Genomic DNA, 19,422 nt, shown 5'->3' with positions numbered 1-19,422 from the left:
CGACTCCCCCGTCACGGGGAGACGCCGGGGGGAGCCGCGACGTCCGGCGACGGGCCCGCGGGGAAGCGCGTGACGCCGTCGGGGTGGTCGTGGTCGTAGTGCTGCTCGTCGGTGCAGAAGATGTGGGCGATCGCCCGCAGCCCGCGCGGGTCGTCGAGGGTGCCGGCCGGGATGCTGATCGTCGGGCGGCCCGGCGCGACCCAGAACATGCTCGACCCGCACCGCGTGCAGAAGCCCCGCTCGGGCCCGGCGTCCACGGCGAACCACCGCAGCGACTCCCCGCCCCGGATCGTCACGCGGTCGCGCAGGGCGCACGTCATCGCCGCCCCGCGACCGTGCCAGCGCCGGCAGTCGGCGCAGTGGCAGATGATCACCTGTCGCAGCGGGCCGGCCACGTCGTAGGTGACCGACCCGCACAGACACCGCCCGGTGCTCACTCCTTCCCGAGGAAGGTCGTCAGCGAGTCGTCGTGCGCCTCCCACCAGGCGGTGTGGTGGATCGGGGCCTGCGTGCCCGTGCAGGGCGAGGAGAACCCGCGGTCGCGGTAGCCGATGATGCTCTCCTCCTTGTCGTGCTCCCACTTCTTGAAGTGGGCCCGGGTGAGGTCGAGATCGAAGTCGGGGTAGTCGGTGCCGGCCATGAGGTCGGCGATGTGGTCGGCCTGGAAGTCGATCTGCGCGAACGGGTCGGGCAGCGCGTCCTCCCGCGCCCGCCACTCCGCCACGTCCTTGGCCATCTCCTCGCGCGAGGGCAGGTCGACGCGGCCCAGCACGAAGTCGCGCGCCACCCAGGCCTCGGCGTCGAAGAGGGTGAACGTATAGAACTGGTCCTGCATGCTCAGGTACATCATCTTCGGGTTGTCGATCCAGAAGATGCCCTTGTAGAGGTCCGGCGGGTAGAGCACGTTCGCCGTCCGCAGCCGCAGGTCGGAGGCGACGAACGGGAAGTGGTGCTGGTAGCCGGTGCACATGATGATCGCGTCGACGTCGCGCGAGCTGCCGTCGCTGAAGTGCGCGGTCCGGCCCTCGAGGCGCGTGAGCAGCGGGACCTCGGAGATCCCGTCGGGCCACGGGAAGCCCATCGCCTGCGAGCGGTAGCTGATGGTGACGGTGTTCGCGCCGTACTTCTTCGCCTGCAGCGCGATGTCCTCGGCGGAGTAGCTCCCGCCCACGACGAGCAGGTCCTTGCCGGCGAACTCCTGGGCGTCCCGGAAGTCGTGGGAGTGCATGATGCGCCCCGGGAAGCGGTCGAAGCCCGGGAAGTCGGGGAGGTTGGGCACCGAGAAGTGCCCGGTCGCGACGATGACGTAGTCGAACTGCTCCACCCGCGAGGCACCCTCGGCGAGCGCCTCGACGGTGACGTCGAAGGTGTCGCGGGTCGCGTCGTACTCGATCCACCGCACGGCCGTGTCGAAGGCGATGTGCCGGCGGACGTCGCTGTTCTCGGCGCGGCCCTTGATGTAGTCGAAGAGCACCTCGCGCGGCGGGAACGACGGGATCGGGGTGCCGAAGTGCTGCTCGAAGGTGTAGTCGGCGAACTCGAGGCACTCCTTGGGCCCGTTCGACCACAGGTAGCGGTACATGCTGCCGTGGCACGGGTTGCCGTACTGGTCGAGGCCGCTGCGCCACGTGTAGTTCCACAGACCGCCCCAGTCGCTCTGCTTCTCGAAGCAGACCAGCTCCGGGACGTCGGCGCCCGCCGCGCGGGCCTGCTCGAACGCGTGCAGCTGCGCCAGCCCGCTCGGTCCGGCACCGACGATGGCAACCCGTGTCATGGACAGTCCTTCCGGTGGTGGTCGGCCGCGTCAGGAACGCGGGCGTTCCTTGTCGGGGTCGTAGAACGGGAACCGGACGACCTGCGCCGGGATCCGCTTGCGGTGGCCGTCGAGCTTCCCGACCTCGACCTCGGTGCCGATCTCGGCGTGCTCGACGGCGAGCCGGCACAGGGCGATGTTCTTGCGCAGGATCGGCGAGCGGGTCGCGCTGGTGACCACACCGACCTGGTGGCGCCCGACGTGGACGCAGTCGCCGTGGTGCGCCGGCTCGTTGCCCGCGAGCTCGAGGCCGACCAGCCGCCGCTGCGGGCTCGCCTTGCGCGCGACGAGCGCGTCGCGCCCGACGAAGTCGTCCTCCTTGGTCTTGAGCGGCACCGTGAAGCCGACGCCGGCCTCGAAGGGGTCGACGTGGTCGTCGAAGTCGTAGCCGGCGAAGACCAGGCCCGACTCGATGCGCAGGACGTCGAGGGCGTCGAGACCGAGCGGGAGCATCCCGTGCGGGGTGCCGGCCTCCCAGACGGCGTCCCACACCGCCGGACCGTCGGAGGGGTGGCACCAGATCTCGTAGCCGAGCTCGCCCGAGTAGCCGGTCCGCGAGACGACCACGGGGATGCCGCGGTGGTCGCCGAGCCGCCCGATGGTGAACCGGAACCACGTCAGGTCGCCGAACGCCGGCTGCGTGCCCGGGGTCCAGATCAGCTCGCGCAGGATGTCGCGGCTCAGCGGGCCCTGCACGGCGATGTTGTGCATCTCGTCGGTCGAGTGCTTGACCCACACGCGGTCGAGCCCGAGCCGCTCGGCCTGCTCGCGCAGCCAGGTGCCGGTGTACTCGTCCCCGCCGACGAAGCGGAAGTTGGTGTCCGCGAGCCGGAACACCGTGCAGTCGTCGATCATCCCGCCGGTGGAGTTGCAGACCGCCGAGTACACGACCTGGTTGATCGAGAGCTTGCGGATGTTGCGGGTGACGCAGGCCTGCAGCAGCGCCTCGGCGTCGGGCCCGAGGACCTCGAACTTGCGCAGCGGCGACAGGTCCATCACCGCCGCCCGCTCGCGGCAGGCCCAGTACTCGTCGATCGCGCCGTGGCCGTCGAAGCTCGTCGGCAGCCAGTAGCCGCGGTACTCCGTGAACTGGCGGGTCAGGGCCCGCGTCCGCGGCGCGAAGGCCGTGTCCTTGGTCAGCGACGCCGGGTGCTCGGGCGTGGGGCGGTGCGCCATGGCCATCGAGAACTTCCGTTCGGCGGAGTAGACGCGGAGGTGGACGTCGGTGGGCGTCCAGGCGTTGGCGGGGTCGATGTCGTCGGGGCAGGCCGAGGTCGCGCACACGAGGTCGACGCCCGCGCGCATCAGGACGTAGTCGCCGGGCCGTGACCACGGCTCGTCGAAGATCAGCTGGTTCTGCGCGTCGAACGCGGTGTTGTAGAAGAGGTTGAGCGCGGGCCAGCCGGCGCGCTCCTCGATGCCGTAGGGACGCAGCTGCGCGTTGAAGTTGTCGGTGCAGTTGACGTGCCCGAAGTAGCCGAGGTCCTCGTAGTACTTGGTGTTGCAGGCCAGGCCGAACGTGTCGTGGCGGCCCACCGTGTCGCGGACGATCTCGACCAGCGGCTCCATGTCCTGGTCGTAGAACTTCCCGTGCAGCCCGGGCTGCGGGTAGGCCTGCCCCATGAAGTACCGGGTGGCGGTCGCGTCGAGCCCCCGCTCGCGGCCCTCCTGGAGACGGTGGGCGTGGAAGGCCAGGAAGTCGGAGCACTGCCGGCCCTCGACGTCGAGGATCTGGATGTACTGGCCGGCCTTCACCTCGTAGCTCAGGGCCGTCGCCGCGTCGACGCGGACGTCGAGGATCGGCTCGGCGAGCGGCGGGGGCAGCGGCGGGACCTCGGCGACCCGCGGCTGGGCGCGCCGCACCTCGAGCACCAGGTCCGACGGCGGGTTGCCCGTCGTCTCGTCCACCGCCATCGACCCGGCCGGTGCGGCGACGAGCACGATGCCCGGCCCCGCCGCGCGCAGCGTCTCGCGCGACCCGGCCGGCGACCACTCCCCGAACAGGTACGCCGCGCGGAGCTCGGAGGGGTCGAGCCCGTGCGCGACGAGGGTGGCGAGCACCGGGTCCTCGATCGCGTGCGGCGACGCGTCCGCGCCGAGCGCCCGCAGCGTCGTCGCCGGCGCGTCCGCGGTGAGACCGAGCAGGTCCCGCGCGGCCGCCCCGTGCTCACCGAGGGCGGTGACCTCCGCCCGCTGGCGACCCTGCCGGTCGACGACGGTGATCTCGTCACCGCCGTGCACCCGGACGGCCGTGATGCCGCCCGGGCGGACCCAGTAGGTCTCGACCCCGGGCACCGCCTCGAGCAGGCCGGGCAGCCGCAGGCGCCGGGACGGGATCAGGGGCGTGGTCGGTGCAGCCATCGGCGCTCCCCTACAGGCGGCGGACGAACAGCCGCGCCATGACGAGGGCGGCCACGGGCAGGCCGATGAACAGGATGGTCGCCAGCACGGGGCCGGCGGCGTAGGCGAAGAAATCGCTCATGCGGGCACTCCTCCTCGGTTCGTGGCCAGACCGGACTGCGCCATGCGCTCGCGTCCGAAGTCGGTGAGCGCGTACTTGAACAGCACACGCTCCTCCCCCTGGGTGCGTTGCGGGTCGACGGTGGCCTCCTGCTCGCTGAGCAGGCCGCCGGCGTAGAGGTCGACGAGCGTGAGCCGGACCGTCCCGCGCCAGTAGGCCCCGGAGACGCCGTACTCGGACTCCACCGCGTCGATGACCTCGTCGGTCCACAGGGCGCCGCGCTGGGCGAACAGCTGCAGGACGTACCCCTTCATGTGCATCACCGGGTCACGCCTCCTGCCGGGCCGAGGTGGAGGTGCGGGTCGAGCGCGCGGGCACCGCGCGCAGCACCTCGAGGACGTCGCGCTTCTCGGTGAAGAGCACGAAGCTGCCGACGACGGCGATGAGGCCGCCGATCACGAACTCGAGGCCCGGGGGCTCGAGGGTGAAGACGTAGAGCCAGACCAGGGCGAGCGGCCCGTACAGCGCGGCGATCGCCTGGCCGCGGCCGACCCCGATGAGCGGGAACGACTTGTACCAGGACACGTAGCAGAACCCGAAGGTCAGCCCGAGCAGCACGAGCAGCAGCAGCACCGTCGGGCTGGCGAGCGCCGCGCCGACGGTCGACCAGAACGTCGCGCCGGCGGCGATCGAGCAGATCGGCACCACGATGACCAGCCAGATCGCGACCTCGGCGGTGAAGCGCAGGGTCAGACCGACGTCCGGGTCGCTGACGTCGAGGGCGCGTCCGGCGATGGCGCCCTCCAGGCCCCACCCGACGATGGCGCACACGCCGCCGAGGTAGCCGAGCCAGGCGCCGCCGCCGGCGCCGCTGATCTCGCCGAGGATGCCGGGCGCGAAGATCACGACCCCGCCGAGGACGATGACGACGATGCCCAGCGCGGCCCGCTTGGTGATCGTCTCGCCGTACCAGGCGCGGGCGGCGAGCGCCCCGACGATCGGGTAGAGCAGCGCCGCGACGGCGGAGAAGCCGGCGCCGATGTAGGCGATGGCCACCACCGAGCCGAAGATCGCGAGCATGCCCGCGAGCCCGGCCGGGAGGTACCAGCGCGAGATCTTCACCTGGCGCAGGGTCCGGCCGTAGTCCTTGGTCTTGCCCAGGACCGCGACCCAGACGGCCATCGCGATGAGCACCGCGACGGCGTTGAGGATCGTCACGACCACGGCGGCGAGCAGGTAGCCGCCGCCGCTGGTGGGCGCGTCGACGAACGGCGACTCGGCGTAGATCACCGAGCCGGGGACGTACCAGGCGCCCCACAGCACGGCGCACGTCAGGGCCCAGATGAAGCCCCACCGGACCTGACGGTTGCGGTACTCGTTCCGGAGCTCGTCGATCTCCGTCGGACTCGTCATGGTCACCTCCGGAGCAGACGGCGCCGACGGCCGGACACCGTCGTGGTGACGGGGTCCGGGTGCGCAGAGGCGCTGCTGCGGTCGATGTGCGAGCCGTCGGGCCGGGTCATGGGGTCGTGCTGGTGACGGTCCGGGCGGCCTCGGGATGTGACCCAGATCATGACCCCTCCGTGAGGCCGATGTAAAGCCCCAGTGGACGCCGTTTCCTTCTAGTGACGCGATGGTCAGCCCTCGGGAACGAGGCCGACGAGCGTCGTCGTCTCGATGCCGTACTCCTCGCCCGCGTCGAGGAGCGCCTCGGACAGGAACTGGCCGGTGGAGCGCTCGCAGTGCAGGAGGAACGACGGCGTCCCGTCTCGGTCGTCGCGCACCACGTCGGTCACGACGGTGGCGACCGACGAGCGGAAGGCGCCGCCGTTCGGCACCACGGCGTCCTCGACGTCGACCGCGCAGACCTTCGCCAGCACCGACGGCGCCCGCGACCCGGTCAGGCGCATCAGCGCCCGGCCGTGGGTGAGGTCGATCAGCGAGACGAACTCGGGCCGCCCGCTCACGGTCCGCTCGATCGCCGCGACCGTCGCCGCCGCCGTCCCGACGGGCCCGACGACGAGCCACTCGCCCGGTCCGGAGCCGACCACGAGCGCCGTCCCGCCGCCCACCTCGGTCCGGGCGGCACGCCCGGAGGACGTCCCGAGCACGCTGCCCGGCGCACCGGTCACGGGCCCCTTCACGAGGACCTTCGCCAGCGGGCTCTCGTCGGAGAGGACCAGGTCGGCGACGCTGCGGCGGGCGTCGACGACCCACCCGGAGCGGGTCGCCGCGACGCGCGGTTCGAGCGCCCCGCGGGCCAGGGGGCCGGGGGCGGTCCCGTGGGTGTCAGACACGCTGTCGCGCCCCTTCCGGATCGACGTGGGCGAGGCCCTCGATGACCGTCGCCCCGATGTCCCGGCCGTCGACCAGGCGCACGGTGACGACCGTGCCGGGCGCCGCGAGCGCCGGCTCGAGCTGACCGAGACAGATGGACCGGCCGAGCGTCGGCGACATGCGGCTCGAGGTGATGCGCCCGGCGATCCGCCCGTCCGCGGCCAGGATCTGGCTCGCCTCCTCGGGCACCGTCGTGCGGTCGTCCGGCTGGAGCGCGACGAGCTGCGTCGTCACGCCCTGCTCCTGCTGCCAGACCAGCTCCGGCTTGCCGACGAAGTCGTCCTTGTCGAGCTTGATCGCCCAGTCCAGGGCGCCGCTGTAGGCCCTGGTGAGCCCGTCGGTGTCCTGCCCGACGATGAAGTGGCCCTTCTCCAGGCGCAGGATGCGCTGGGCCTCCACCCCGAACGGCTGCACCCCGAGGTCGGCGCCGTGGGCCATGAGCCGTTCCCACGCGTGCAGGCCGTACGAGGCCGGCACGTGGATCTCGTAGGACAGCTCGCCGGTGAACCCGATCCGCCACAGCACGCAGTCGTCCACGCCGGCGACGGCGCCGGTGCGGACCTGCATGTAGCCGAACGCGTCGGCGGACAGGTCGACATTGGTGAGCCCGGCGAGCAGCTCCCGGGAGCGGGGTCCCGCGACGTTGATGCTCGCGTAGGCGGTCGTCACCGGGGTGACGTGGACCCGCCAGTCCGGGTGGGCGGTCTGCAGCCAGTCCTCCACCCACTCCCACACCGTCGCCGCCCCGGACGAGGTGGTCGACATCAGGTAGTGGTCCTCGCCGAGGCGGCCGGTGACCCCGTCGTCCATCACCACGCCGTCCTCGGCGCACATCACCCCGTAGCGGACCCGTCCGATCCCGAGCTTCGACCACTTGTTCACGTAGAGCAGGTTGAGCAGCTGCGCCACGTCCGGCCCGCGCAGGTCGAGCTTGCCGATCGGGGTGACGTCGATGATCCCCACCCCGGTGCGGACGGCGCGGACCTCGGCGGCCGGGTCGCCGTAGTGCTCGGGGCGGATCCACTGGCCCGCGACCAGGGGCGTCGCCCCGTGGCGTTCGTGCCAGCTCTGCATCGGCGAGTACCGCACCGGCTCGTGGATGCGGCCGGCGAGCGCGCCCAGCGTGACCGGCGCGTACATCGGCCGCCAGGTCGTCGTGCCCGTCTCGGCCATCGTGCGCCCGGTCGCCGCCGCCACGATCGCGACCGTGTTGACGGTCTCGAGCTTGCCCTGGGTCGGGCCCATCGTGACCGTCGTGTAGCGCTTGACGAGCTCGATCGAGTCGTAGCCCTCCTTGACGGCGATCACGAGGTCCTTGGACGACACGTCCTCGCAGAAGTCGACGAACCCGTGGGTGGAGCCCTGGAACAGCTCCGGGTGGTCGGCGGGCGCGAGGACGGGGACGTCGACCGGGGTGGGGTCCGGATTCGGCAGCGCCGGGGCGTCCCCGCCCCGGGTGGGGACGGCCTCGCCGATCGCGCGGGCCCGGGCCGCGGCGCGGCGCGCGGCCTCGCGCCCGATCGCCGTGGCGTGGGCGACCAGCTCGGTCACCGTGCCGTCGCCGACGATGCCGCCGGTCGCCAGCACGTTCTCCGGCATGCGCTGCGGGTCGGGCAGGAACCGGGCCGCCTGCGGCCGGTACACCGGCCGGTCGCCCGCCATGTTGAGCAGGGACGTCGGCGCGGTCCAGCCGACGGCGGTGACGAGGAGGTCGCACGCGATCCGCGCGCCGGTGGACAGCTCCACCCCGGTGACCTCCGAGCGGCCGGTGGCGCGCACGACGGTGTCGCCCGCCCGCGCGTCGACCACGGCGGCGATCTCGACGCCCGCCCGGCGCAGGTCCTCCACCGCGGCGTCGCCCTCGGGGTTCGCCGTCAGCACGACGGCCCGCGAGCCCGGGCGCACCGCGTAGAGGTTGATCAGCCGGCGCACGGCGGTCGAGAGCATCACGCCGGGCAGGTCGTTGCCCTCGAAGACGTAGGGGCGCTCGATGAGACCGGGCGCCACGATCATCGTCGCCGCGCGTGCCTTGATCAGGCGCTCGAACACCTGCGGCAGCCCGCGCTGGACGATCGAGAGCCAGTTGTCGTCGAAGCGCCCGCTGACCACGGAGTTCGTCAGGACCTCGATCCCCGGCTCGGCGGCGACCTGCGCGCGCAGGTCGCGCAGCGCCTCGCGGTCGTCGGCGTCGCCCCACCGCAGGTGCCCGCCCAGCTCGTGCTCCTCCTCGACGAGCATCACCCGCGACCCGGCGAGCGCCGCCGCGACGGCCGCCGCCATGCCCGCGGGCCCGCCGCCCGCGACCACGACGTCGGGGTGGGCGTAGCGCTTGTCGAAGGTCTCGCCCGGCACGCCACCGGACACGTCCGCCGTGATCTCGCCGGCGTGCACGAACCGGCGCAGCACCTTCTCGTAGAGCGGCCACAGGCGCTGGGGCTTGATGAACGTCTTGTAGTAGAAGCCGGGGGCGAGGAAGCGGCCCGCCAGCCCGTTGACGGCCTTCACGTCGAACTTCAGCGAGGGCCAGGTGTTCTGCGAGCTGACGACCATCCCGTCCTCGACGAGCCGGTGCCCGCCGCGCACGTTCGGCTCGTCGCCGACCTGGACGCTGCAGCCCGGGTCGAGGAAGTCGGCGGTCAGCAGGCCGCGCGGGCGGTGGTACTTGTAGCTCCGGGAGAACACGCGCTCGCCGGACGCCGCGAGCGCCGAGGCGATGGTGTCGCCCCGGAAGCCGCGGTGGGTCACCCCGTTCCAGGTGAAGGTCACGGGGCGCCGGCGGTCGATCACCTCGCCCGGCTGGGGGGCGAGCCGGCCCGGCCGGGCGCGGGTGGTGGTCGGGGTGGGGTCCGGGGTCGTGAGGCTCATCAGCCGTCCTCCGTCGCGGTGTCGAGGGCGGACCGGACCTCGTTCGTCCCGGTGTGCCGTTCGACCGTGATGTAGCGGCGGCAGCCGGCGCGGTGGTACCAGCCCTCACGCGACCACCCGAGGGGGTTGGTCTGCGTGTAGAGGTACTCCCGCCACTGCTGCGGCGTCGCCGACACCGGATCGGGGCGCGCACCGGTCGCCCCTCCGTAGCGGAACTCCGTCGCGTTCCGCGGCCCGCACCACGGGCACGGCAGAAGCATCATGGGTCATCACCTGCCGGATCGGTCGATCGGTCGGATGGGCGGGGGCATCAGTGGCCCACCGCGGCGGCGCCCTTCTCCCCGACGAGGCGCCCGTCGGCGAAGCGGTCCAGCCCGAACGAGGAGATGATCTCCGGAGGCGCCCCGTCCGCGACGGTCGCGGCCATGGCCTCACCGGAGACCGGGCCCGCCTTGAACCCGTACGTGCCCCAGCCGACGTCGACGTAGAAGCCCTCGACCGGCGTCGGGCCCATGATCGGGCTGTAGTCCGGCGTCATGTCGCACAGACCCGCCCACTGCCGCAGCAGCCGCATCTTCGACAGGGCGGGCATCAGCTCGAGGACGTGGCCGGCCACGCCCTCGGTGAACTCGAGCGACCCGCGGATCGAGTAGGAGGCGAAGGGGTCGACGCTGGCGCCGAACACGAGCTCGCCGCGGTCGGTCTGGCTGACGTAGACGTGCAGCGTGCCCGACACGACGACGGTGTCGAGGAACGGGCGCACCGGCTCGGTCACCGCCGCCTGCAGCGGGAAGGTCTGCACCGGCATCGACACCCCGGCCATGTCCGAGATCAGGCTCGCCCACCCGGCCGTGCAGTTGACGACGGCCTTCGTGGCGATCCGCCCGCGGTTCGTCCGCACGCCGGTGACCCGGCCGTGCTCGACGTCGATGTCGGTGACCTCGGTGAGCTGGTGGATGTGCGCGCCGTTCGCGTCCGCCCCCCTGGCGTAGCCCCACACCACCGCGTCGTGCCGGACGATGCCGCCCGGCGGGTGGTAGAGCGCCCCGAGGATCGGATAGCGGGTGTCGGGCGAGGTGTCGAGGTAGGGCACCAGGCCCTTGACCTCGTCCGGCCCGATGACGTCGGAATCGACGCCCTCGTGCTTGTTGACCTCGCTGCGCCAGCGCATGGTCCGCAGCGACGCGTCGTTGTGGGCCAGGGTCAGGTGCCCGCGCTGGGAGAACATGACGTTGAAGTTCAGGTCCGCGGCCAGGTTCTCGTAGAGCTTCACCGACCGGTCGTAGAACCGCACGCCCTCGGGGGTGAGGTAGTTCGACCGCAGGATCGCGGTGTTGCGCCCCGACCCGCCGGAGCCGATGTAGGCCTTCTCCAGGACGGCCACGTTCGTGATGCCGTGGTCGCGGGCCAGGTAGTACGCCGTGGCCAGGCCGTGGACGCCACCACCGATGATCACGACGTCGTAGCTGTCGCGCATGTCGTGGTCGTGCCACGTGCGCGGCCAGTCCCCCCGGGACAGCCCGTGCTGCACGAGGCTCCACGCCGAGTAGCCGCGCAGCTTCGCCGGCCGGTGACCGTTGCCGTTGCCGTTCGCGGACCGGTGCCCGTTGCCGTTCATGGAGTCGTCCTCGCCTCGGCGTCTCGAGGACCACCCCTCCGGCACCCGTCGAGCGGGAGGGGGTGGTGTGACGCAGACCGTACGAGGCTGGTGAAACAGTGTCCACCCCGAGTAGACAAGGCCGGGCGCCGCCTCCGTGACGGACCGGGCGACATCGATCCCACAAAGTTTGAGGCAGCCGGTTGTCTCCCCCAGGTGAACACGGTCTACTCACTGTGGCCGCGCTCACGAGGTCCACACCGGACCGTGACCCGGGAGGGCAGTGTCATGCCTACCGACATCGAGAACTTCGTCGCCCAGGACGGGCGCAAAGAGGCGATCGAGGAAGTTCGACGCAAGATCGACGAGGGCGACGTCAAGTACATCTATTACCAGTTCGCCTCGGTCACGGGCCGGATCATGGGCAAGGGCGCGCCCGCCGACCACTGGGAGCGCTTCACCCAGAAGGGCTTCCAGCTCGTCTACGGGTCAACGGCGAACCTGTTCACCGACCGGCACGGCGAATACATCGGTTACGGGGCGGAGGCCACCGAGCTCGTCGGCATGCCCGACGTCGAGACCTTCCAGGTCCTCCCGTGGGACCCGAAGACCGCGCGGGTGTTCTGCACGCTCTTCCGCGGCCGCGAGGAGCCCGAGGACCCGGGCTCGTTCCTCACGTCCGACTGTCGCGGCAACCTCAAGCGCATCCATCGTGACTTCGAGGAGCGCACGGGCTTCCATCTCAAGATCGGCACCGAGCCCGAGATGATGTGGCTCAAGACCAATCCCGACGGCACGCCCTCCGTCGACGGCATGACCAAGCCGTACTGCTACCACATCGACCAGTTCAGCGAGCTGCAGCCGTTGATCCACCGGATCATGGAGTACAGCAGCGCGATGGGCCTCGACATGATCCAGGGCGACCACGAGGACGCCCCCGGTCAGCTCGAGCTCAACTGGCAGTTCGACCGCGCCGAGCTCACCGCCGACCGCCTGACGACCTACCGCCAGATCTGCCGGCAGGTCGGGCGCGAGTTCAACGCCTTCCCGTGCTTCATGCCCAAGCCCTTCACCGGGGTGTCGGCGAACGGGTGCCACCACAACATGTCGCTGTGGGACCGCGGTGAGAACAACGTGTTCCTGCCCGACGGCGACAACCCCCGCCTGCCCAGCAAGATCGGGCTGGCGGCCATCGGCGGCGTCCTCGAGCACCTCTCCGCCCTGACCTGCATCACATCCCCCACGGTGAACTCCTACCGTCGGCTCTGGGACGCGGGCTTCTGGGCCCCGCTCTTCGCCGACTGGGGATTCCAGAACCGCACGACGGCACTGCGCGTGAGCTCGCCGGACCGGTTCGAGTACCGCTCCGTCGATTCCGCGGTGAACCCCTATCTCTCCTTCGCGGCCCTCCTCAAGGCGATGGGCGACGGGATCGAGCGCAACCTCGACCCGGGGCCCCCGGAGGAGCGCAACATCTACAACGCGATGGCCGAGGGCAAGGAGGTCCGGAAGATCCCCATGAACCTCGGGGACGCCCTCCGGGCCCTCGACGCCGACGAGGTCGTGCGCAGCGCGATGCCGGGCGACATGTACCGCGTCTTCGAGCACTACAAGCGCGACGAGTGGGAGCGGTTCTGCGCCGCCGTCACCGACTGGGACGTCAAGGAGTACCTCGACATCCTCCCCTGACCGCACTGCCGAGATCACACGAAGGGAGAACGACATGTGTGGGATCGCAGGAATCATCCACACCGACGGGCCGGGCGACGTCGGTGCCGAGATGACGAAGATGCTCCAGTCCATGAAGCACCGTGGGCCGGACTCCGCGGGATACGCCCTCTACGGCGAACCGTCGGAGCTCGTCGTGATGCGCTTCAAGCTCGCCGACCCGAACGAGACCTCCGACTTCGACTACAACGAGCGCCTCGAGCGCAACCGCCGTGAGGTCGAATCGCGGCTCTCCAAGATCGGGGCGACGGTCGACCGCGTCGAGGGTGAATCGGCCTACGCGTACCGGGCGACCTTCCGCTACGAGGGCGAGCTGAAGCCCCTCGCCGACTACGTCGAGGACATCCGGGGCTGCGAGGTGCTCTCCCTCGGGCACTCGCTGGAGATCGTCAAGGACCTGGGCGACGCGCAGACGGTCGCCGACCAGTACCACCTCGACAGCTTCCGTGGGACGCACGCCATCGGCCACGTCCGGATGGCGACCGAGTCGGACGTCGACATCGCCGGCGCCCACCCGTACTGGGCCTACCCCTTCTCCGACGTCGCGGTGGTGCACAACGGCCAGCTGACGAACTACCACCAGTGGCGGCGGCGCCTCGAGCGCAACGGCCACCGGTTCCAGTCCGAGTGCGACTCCGAGATCATCGCGGTCTACCTGGCCGAACGCCTCGCCGACGGCACGAGCCTCGAGACCGCGATGAAGCAGAGCCTCGAGGACCTCGACGGGGTCTTCACCTACCTGGTGGTCACCGAGGACAGCCTCGGCATGGCCAAGGACGCCATGGCCGCGAAGCCGCTGGTCCTGCACGAGGGCGAGAACCTCGTCGCGCTCGCGTCGGAGGAGAGCGCCATCCGCGCGGTCCTCCCCCAGGAGATCGACTCCTACGACCCCTACGAGTCGGAGGTGCTGGTGTGGTCGCGATGAACCCGCCGACGGACCAGGAGACCCGCGGCCGCAACGACATCCGCGGGCTCGCCGAGCCCGACGCCGAGGCCCCGAAGGTGGCCCGCGTCGAGGGCGGGACCGCGACGTTCGACGCCGCGGACCTCAGCCCCCGCCTGGTCAATCTCGAGCTCCGCCGGCTGATCTACGCCGAGGGCATCCGGGAGGTCAGGATCGAGAACCCCGGCGCCAAGCACTCGATCGCCGTGGGCCTGCTCGCCCGGTGCCGGATCACCATCAACGGCAGCCTCGGCTACTTCGGTGCCACGCTCGGCGACGGCCCGGAGATCCACATCACCGGCCGCGTCGGCTGGTCGGTCGCCGAGAACATGATGTCCGGCGTCGTGGTGATCGACAAGAACGCGGGCTCGCTCACCGGCGCCGCCATGCGCGGGGGCGACCTCGTCGTCCGCGGCCACGTCGGCGCCCGGACGGGCATCGACCAGAAGGGCGGCACGATCGTCGTCGGCGGCAACGCCGGGTCCATGACCGGCTTCATGATGCAGCGCGGCCGCCAGATCATCTGCGGCGACGTCGGGCCCGGCATGGGCGACTCCATGTACGACGGCGAGATCTACGTCGGCGGGACCGTCGCCGCGCTCGGGGTCGACTGCATCGAGGCCGAGATGACGCCGGAGGACGAGGAGCTGCTCGACCGGAAGCTCGGGATCTACCGCATCGACCGGCCGGACACCTTCCGCAAGTTCGTCTGCGGCAAGCAGCTCTACAACTACGACAACCTCGAGCCGTCCGAGCGCAAGCTCGTCCTGTGAGGGAGAGGGCCACATGACCGACGAGATGGCGAGCTCCGAGAGCATGGGGCTGGGCAAGAGCAGGATCTTCACTCCCGAGGTCATCAACGACATCCACGTGAAGGCCGATCTCGGCCGCTACCGGATGCGCGGGGGCGGCATCTTCAAGAAGATCCCGCACTGGGACGAGCTCGTGTTCCTGCCCGGCACGCTCACGCGCTTCGTGATCGAGGGCTACCGCGAGAAGTGCACGACGAAGACCGTCCTCGGGTCGCGGTTCGCCAAGAACCCGCTCGTGCTCGACATCCCGATCTACATCACCGGAATGAGCTTCGGCGCCCTGTCGCTGGAGGCCAAGATGGCCCTGGCCAAGGGCGCGTCGATGGCCGGCACGGCGACGTGCTCGGGCGAGGGCGGCATGATCCCGCCCGAGCGCGACTTCTCCACGAAGTGGTACTACCAGGTCATCCAGAGCCGTTACGGGTTCAACCCGCACCACCTGATGCTCGCCGACGCCGTCGAGTTCTTCATCGGCCAGGGCTGCAAGGTCGGCATGGGCGGGCACCTCATGGGCCAGAAGGTCACCGAGCAGGTGGCCGAGATGCGCTCGCTGCCGGCCGGGATCGACCAGCGCAGCCCCGCGCGGCACCCCGACTGGCTCGGGCCCGACGACCTCTCGCTGAAGATCCAGGAGGTCCGCGAGGCGACGGACTACCAGGTCCCGATCCAGCTCAAGCTCGGCGCCTCCCGCGTCTACGACGACGTGCGGATGGCCGCCAAGTGCGGGCCGGACGTCATCTTCCTCGACGGCGCCGAGGGCGGCACCGGGGCCGGCCCGCACATCGCCACCGAGGAGACCGGCATCCCGCTGCTGGCCGCGATCCCCGAGGCCCGCCGGGCCCTCGAGGACGTCGGCCTCGCCGACGAGATCGACCTCGTGGTGGCGGGCGGCATCCGCAACGGCGGCGACGTCGCGAAGTGCATCGCGCTCGGCGCGGACGCCATCGCGATCGGCAGCGCCGCGCTGATGGCCCTGGGCTCGAACAAGGAGGTCGAGGGCGCCGACTACCAGGGCACCTTCGGCGTCTCGGCGGCCGAGTTCTACCACTGGCACACCGGCAAGGACCCGGCCGGCATCACCACGCAGGACCCGGAGCTGCGCAAGCGCCTCGACGTCGACGAGGGCGCCACGCGCGTCTACAACTTCCTGCACACCCTGACCCTCGAGGTCCAGATGCTCGCCCGTGCCTGCGGGAAGACCGACGTCCACAGTCTCGAGCCCGAGGACCTCGCGGCGCTGACCACCGAGGCGTCGGCGATGGCCCGGGTGCCCCTGGCCGGCACCAGCTACATCCCGGGGGTCACGGAGTCGCAGACCCTCGAGGAGATCAAGACCCTGCTCGCCAAGCACGTCGCCAACGACGGAGGAGGCTCGGATGTCTGACGGGACCGCGGGCTCCGCCGCGCAGCACGACCCCCAGAAGCAGTTCGACCTGTCGCAGCGGCGGCTGACCACCCGCCAGGGCATCGACACCGAGGAGCTGACCGGACGGACCTTCCCGTACCAGTTCGATCCGGGCCTGGTCGAGGACATCGACCTGCTGGCCGCGACGCCGGGCGACGACCTGAACTGGCTCGAGGACATCCACCTCATGGAGGAGGACGGCATCCCGGCCGTCTTCGACCGCTACACGAACGCCTTCCTCAAGATTCACTTCGACATCCCGTCGGGGCGCGAGGACGAGTTCGCGCGCAAGGTGCTCATCAAGCACCTCCAGGAGGGCAACTCCTACGGGATCTGGCTCAAGCACCAGCACGCGAAGTTCCCCCAGCCCGAGCTCGGGCCGTGGCTGGAGGGATCGGCGACCGTCGGCGAGAACTGGACTCCTCCCACCGTGGAGCGGTGGGACAAGACGTTCACGTTCTGATCCGGCACGGCGCGGGTCGGGCTCGGCGGGGCGATCGGTCCCGCGGGGTGGATGGACACCGGAATCCTTCCGGTGTCCGTCCCGACCTGCGCTGATGCGGCGGACCCCGTGTCCGGGCGTCGATCTCGGCGGATCTCGGCCCGGCAGTTGTCTCGCCTGGTGAAACGCGGTCTACTGCCACACACCGAACTCATACCCGCTCCCGCAGCGCCGCACGAGGCGGCGGGGGCCCGAATCGAACATCCGCAGAAGGGCAGATCCGACGGCTCGCGGCCGAGACTGCCGCACGCTGTTCGACGTCGCTCCGGGACTCGATCCGCACCGGGCTCCTCGTCCGGGGTCGGGTGGGACGGGGCAGCGGCGCGAGGGTCCGGAGACGCCCACAGCACCGACTGACGCATCGCGCAGGACGGAGGAACGGGCGATGACCGAGACGACGCGGGACCCGGAACCGGATCGCACGCCGAGCTCGTCGGGCACGACCACGGACGACCCCGGCGGCCTGCACCGCACCCTGGACTGGAAAGGGGCCTTCTGGATCGCCAGCGGCGTCCCGGCCCTGGTCCTCTTCTCCATCGGCACGATCGCGGCGACGGTCGGCGCCCCGTCGCCGCTCGTCTGGACCGTGTCCATCATCTTCGGCCTGCTCCAGTCGTTCGTCTGGGCCGAGATCGCGGGGCTGTTCCCGAGCAAGTCCGGTGGCGCCTCGGTGTACGGGGCCATGGCCTGGGTGCGGTACGCGAAGCCGGTCGCTCCCCTGTCGGTGTGGTGCAACTGGCTGGCCTGGTCGCCGGTGCTCACCATCGGGTCCGGGCTCGCCGCGGGCTACGTCCTGACGGCGCTCTTCCCGGCCGAGGCGACGATCAACACCTGGTCGATGACCCTGCTCCCGCTGGGCTTCATCCAGGAGGACCTCGAGGTTCGCCTGAACGCCCAGTTCATCATCGCGGCGCTGTTCCTGCTCCTCGTCTTCGCCCTCCAGCACGGCGGCATCCTGCGCGCGGCACGGGTGCAGACGGTGATCGGTCTCGCCGTCCTCGTGCCGCTGCTCGTCATCGGTGTCGTGCCCCTGATCACCGGCGACGTGGTCGCCACCAACTTCCAGCCGTTCGTCCCGCTCTCCGGGGCCTGGGACGTGAGCGGGTGGACGCTCTTCGCCGGCGGGCTCTTCCTCGCCGCGTGGTCGGCGTACGCCTTCGAGACCTCGATCTGCTACACCGCCGAGTTCAAGAACCCCGGCCGCGACACGGTGCGGGCGATCCTCTCGGCGGGCATCGCGTGCCTCGTCATCTACACGCTCGTGCCCTTCGCCTTCCAGGGCGTGCTCGGTGTTGACCGCCTGACCCAGGACGACATCGTCGACGGCAACGGGGTCGGCCAGGCGATGACGGTGCTCGTCGGCGGCGGTCCCGTCATCGCGAACCTGCTCATCGTCATGCTCGTGCTCGCGCTGCTGCTGACGATCATGACGACGATGGCCGGCTCGTCGCGGACGCTGTACCAGGGGTCGCGCGACGGGTGGCTGCCCCGCTTCCTCTCGCGCACCAACCGGCACGGAGCGCCGACGAGCGCGATGTGGACCGACCTCGTCTTCAACCTCGTGCTGCTGCTGCTCAGCGACATCGTGTTCGTGCTCGCGACGTCCACCGTCTGCTACATGATCTTCAATTTCCTCAACCTCAACGCCGGCTGGATGCACCGCGTCGACAACCCGGACGCGCCACGGCCCTACCGCGCGCCGACGGCGCTCATCGCGATCGGCACCGTGCTCGCCTTCGTCAACGCCCTGCTCCTGGGCTGGGGCGCGGACGTCTTCGGCGGCGGGGCCTTCGTGACCGGCCTGGTCGCGGCCGCGATCATCGTCCCGGTCTTCTACTACCGCCACAAGGTCGTCGACAAGGGCGTCTTCCCCCCCTCGTTCAGCGACGACCTGCCGAAGGAGAGCGGACAGGGCGGGGCCGTCGCGCTCCCCCGGCGCGCCGGCGTGCGGCCCTATCTCGTGCTGGGCGGCGGCGTGGTCATGGTGATCATCGGCCAGTTGCTCGCCGCGGCCGGGAGCTGACGGGGCGGCACGGCGATGATGGTCGAGAGGTCGTCCCCCACCGCCGTCATCGACGGGAGGGCACGGGCGCGGTCGCTCCAGCTGCAGGTCGCGTTCGACGTCGAGCGGCTCGCGGGCCTCGGCGTGCGCTGCGGGCTGGCCACCGTGCTCGTGGGGTCCGACTACGCGGCGCAGGCTTACGCCCGGCGCCTCGCCCGCGCCGCGTCGGCGGTCGGCATCGTGCACCGCCATCACCCGCTGCCGGAGAACACGACGCGGGAGGAGGTGCTGGAGCTCGTCGTCGGGCTCGGGGCGGACCCCACCGTCAGCGGGATCCTCGTGCTCCGGCCCCTCCCCCCGCACCTCGACGAGGGCGAGATCTTCACCGCGCTCGACCCGGCGAAGGACATCGAGGCGGTCCACCCCGAGAACGCGGGGCTGCTCGCGCTCGGGACGCCGCGCTTCGTGCCCTCCACCCCGGCGTCGGTCTTCCACCTGCTCGACGCGTGGCTCGACGAGGTGGGCGTCGAGGGCGAGGCCTTCTACGGCGCGTCGACCATCTGCGTCGTCGGGCGGAGCAACAACGTCGGCAAGCCCGCCGCCACCCTCGCCGCGGAGCGGGGCGCCGTCGTCGTCACGTGCGACGAGAACGCCAGCCGGACCGGGCGTCTCGCGCAGTACACGCGTCTCGGCGACGTGCTCGTCGTGGCCGCCGGCGTCCCCGGGCTGATCGGCGTGGAGCACGTCGCGCCCGGCGCGGTCGTCCTCGACGTCGGCATCAACCCGGTGCGCGACCCGGTGACCGGGCGGACTCGACTCGTCGGCGACGTGGACCCCGCCGTCGCGGCCGTGGCCCGTGCCGCGACACCCGTGCCGGGCGGGGTGGGGCCGGTGACCGACGTGTGGTTGGTGCAGAACACGGTGCTCGCCGCCGAGCGGGCGGCGAAGCGCCGCTGA

16 protein-coding genes are annotated in these 19,422 nt (G+C 71.1%); 7 read left to right on the top strand and 9 right to left on the bottom strand.

The genetic code is table 11. The annotated features are described in order from the left end of the window. Positions 1-11 precede the first annotated feature (11 nt). The 9 genes from PHK61_RS24585 to PHK61_RS24545 all read right to left on the bottom strand — a co-directional run bounded on the left by PHK61_RS24585 (position 12) and on the right by PHK61_RS24545 (position 11,094). On the bottom strand, positions 12-437 hold the full coding sequence (locus PHK61_RS24585) for a GFA family protein (protein ID WP_274283661.1): 426 nt from the start codon (positions 435-437) through the stop codon (positions 12-14). After that, positions 434-1,774: a flavin-containing monooxygenase gene (locus PHK61_RS24580; RefSeq protein ID WP_274283660.1), complete on the bottom strand. Its 1,341-nt coding sequence runs from the start codon at positions 1,772-1,774 to the stop codon at positions 434-436. The genes PHK61_RS24585 and PHK61_RS24580 overlap by 4 nt, the downstream gene beginning before the upstream one ends. A gap of 30 nt (positions 1,775-1,804) precedes the next feature. Then, entirely contained in the window at positions 1,805-4,174 is a 2,370-nt protein-coding gene (locus tag PHK61_RS24575) for a trimethylamine N-oxide demethylase (RefSeq protein WP_274283659.1), read from the bottom strand. A 117-nt stretch (positions 4,175-4,291) separates the two neighbouring features. Beyond that, positions 4,292-4,588 (bottom strand): hypothetical protein, encoded by a 297-nt coding sequence (locus tag PHK61_RS24570; RefSeq protein WP_274283658.1) that lies wholly within the window; start codon positions 4,586-4,588, stop codon positions 4,292-4,294. A 13-nt stretch (positions 4,589-4,601) separates the two neighbouring features. Further along, a complete protein-coding gene (locus tag PHK61_RS24565; protein WP_274283657.1) occupies positions 4,602-5,687 on the bottom strand; it encodes a DMT family transporter in 1,086 nt (361 codons plus the stop codon). 224 nt (positions 5,688-5,911) lie between these two features. Further along, the gene (locus PHK61_RS24560) at positions 5,912-6,571 is read right to left on the bottom strand and encodes a sarcosine oxidase subunit gamma family protein (RefSeq protein WP_274283656.1); all 660 of its coding nucleotides are present in this window, start codon (positions 6,569-6,571) and stop codon (positions 5,912-5,914) included. Further along, positions 6,564-9,476, bottom strand: a complete 2,913-nt coding sequence (locus PHK61_RS24555) for a 2Fe-2S iron-sulfur cluster-binding protein (RefSeq protein WP_274283655.1) — start codon at positions 9,474-9,476, stop codon at positions 6,564-6,566. Before PHK61_RS24555 ends, PHK61_RS24560 begins: the two co-directional genes overlap by 8 nt. After that, positions 9,476-9,739 carry a sarcosine oxidase subunit delta gene (locus PHK61_RS24550; RefSeq protein WP_274283654.1) on the bottom strand — a complete coding sequence of 88 codons (264 nt, stop codon included), beginning with the start codon at positions 9,737-9,739 and terminating at the stop codon, positions 9,476-9,478. The genes PHK61_RS24555 and PHK61_RS24550 overlap by 1 nt, the downstream gene beginning before the upstream one ends. Positions 9,740-9,786: 47 nt before the next feature. Further along, positions 9,787-11,094 carry a sarcosine oxidase subunit beta family protein gene (locus PHK61_RS24545; protein ID WP_274283653.1) on the bottom strand — a complete coding sequence of 436 codons (1,308 nt, stop codon included), beginning with the start codon at positions 11,092-11,094 and terminating at the stop codon, positions 9,787-9,789. 267 nt (positions 11,095-11,361) lie between these two features. Between PHK61_RS24545 and PHK61_RS24540 the strand changes: the two genes are divergently transcribed. From PHK61_RS24540 to PHK61_RS24510, 7 genes are all read left to right on the top strand, one after another. Further along, positions 11,362-12,762: a glutamine synthetase family protein gene (locus PHK61_RS24540; RefSeq protein ID WP_274283652.1), complete on the top strand. Its 1,401-nt coding sequence runs from the start codon at positions 11,362-11,364 to the stop codon at positions 12,760-12,762. A 34-nt stretch (positions 12,763-12,796) separates the two neighbouring features. Further along, positions 12,797-13,726: a class II glutamine amidotransferase gene (locus PHK61_RS24535; RefSeq protein WP_274283651.1), complete on the top strand. Its 930-nt coding sequence runs from the start codon at positions 12,797-12,799 to the stop codon at positions 13,724-13,726. Then, the gene (locus PHK61_RS24530) at positions 13,723-14,517 is read left to right on the top strand and encodes a GltB/FmdC/FwdC-like GXGXG domain-containing protein (RefSeq protein ID WP_274283650.1); all 795 of its coding nucleotides are present in this window, start codon (positions 13,723-13,725) and stop codon (positions 14,515-14,517) included. The genes PHK61_RS24535 and PHK61_RS24530 overlap by 4 nt, the downstream gene beginning before the upstream one ends. Positions 14,518-14,530: 13 nt before the next feature. Further along, on the top strand, positions 14,531-15,940 hold the full coding sequence (locus PHK61_RS24525) for an FMN-binding glutamate synthase family protein (RefSeq protein WP_274283649.1): 1,410 nt from the start codon (positions 14,531-14,533) through the stop codon (positions 15,938-15,940). Next, positions 15,933-16,424 (top strand): hypothetical protein, encoded by a 492-nt coding sequence (locus PHK61_RS24520; RefSeq protein ID WP_274283648.1) that lies wholly within the window; start codon positions 15,933-15,935, stop codon positions 16,422-16,424. Before PHK61_RS24525 ends, PHK61_RS24520 begins: the two co-directional genes overlap by 8 nt. A gap of 424 nt (positions 16,425-16,848) precedes the next feature. Next, positions 16,849-18,486, top strand: coding sequence for a trimethylamine N-oxide permease (locus PHK61_RS24515; RefSeq protein ID WP_274283647.1), 1,638 nt, complete (start codon positions 16,849-16,851; stop codon positions 18,484-18,486). 15 nt (positions 18,487-18,501) lie between these two features. After that, positions 18,502-19,422 (top strand): bifunctional 5,10-methylenetetrahydrofolate dehydrogenase/5,10-methenyltetrahydrofolate cyclohydrolase, encoded by a 921-nt coding sequence (locus PHK61_RS24510; RefSeq protein WP_274283646.1) that lies wholly within the window; start codon positions 18,502-18,504, stop codon positions 19,420-19,422.

This window comes from Actinomycetospora lutea, from assembly GCF_028737205.1.
GTDB classification, from domain to species: domain Bacteria; phylum Actinomycetota; class Actinomycetes; order Mycobacteriales; family Pseudonocardiaceae; genus Actinomycetospora; species Actinomycetospora lutea.
Note: the sequence above shows the minus strand (reverse complement) of the source record. Positions and strands in the feature narration are given on the sequence as shown.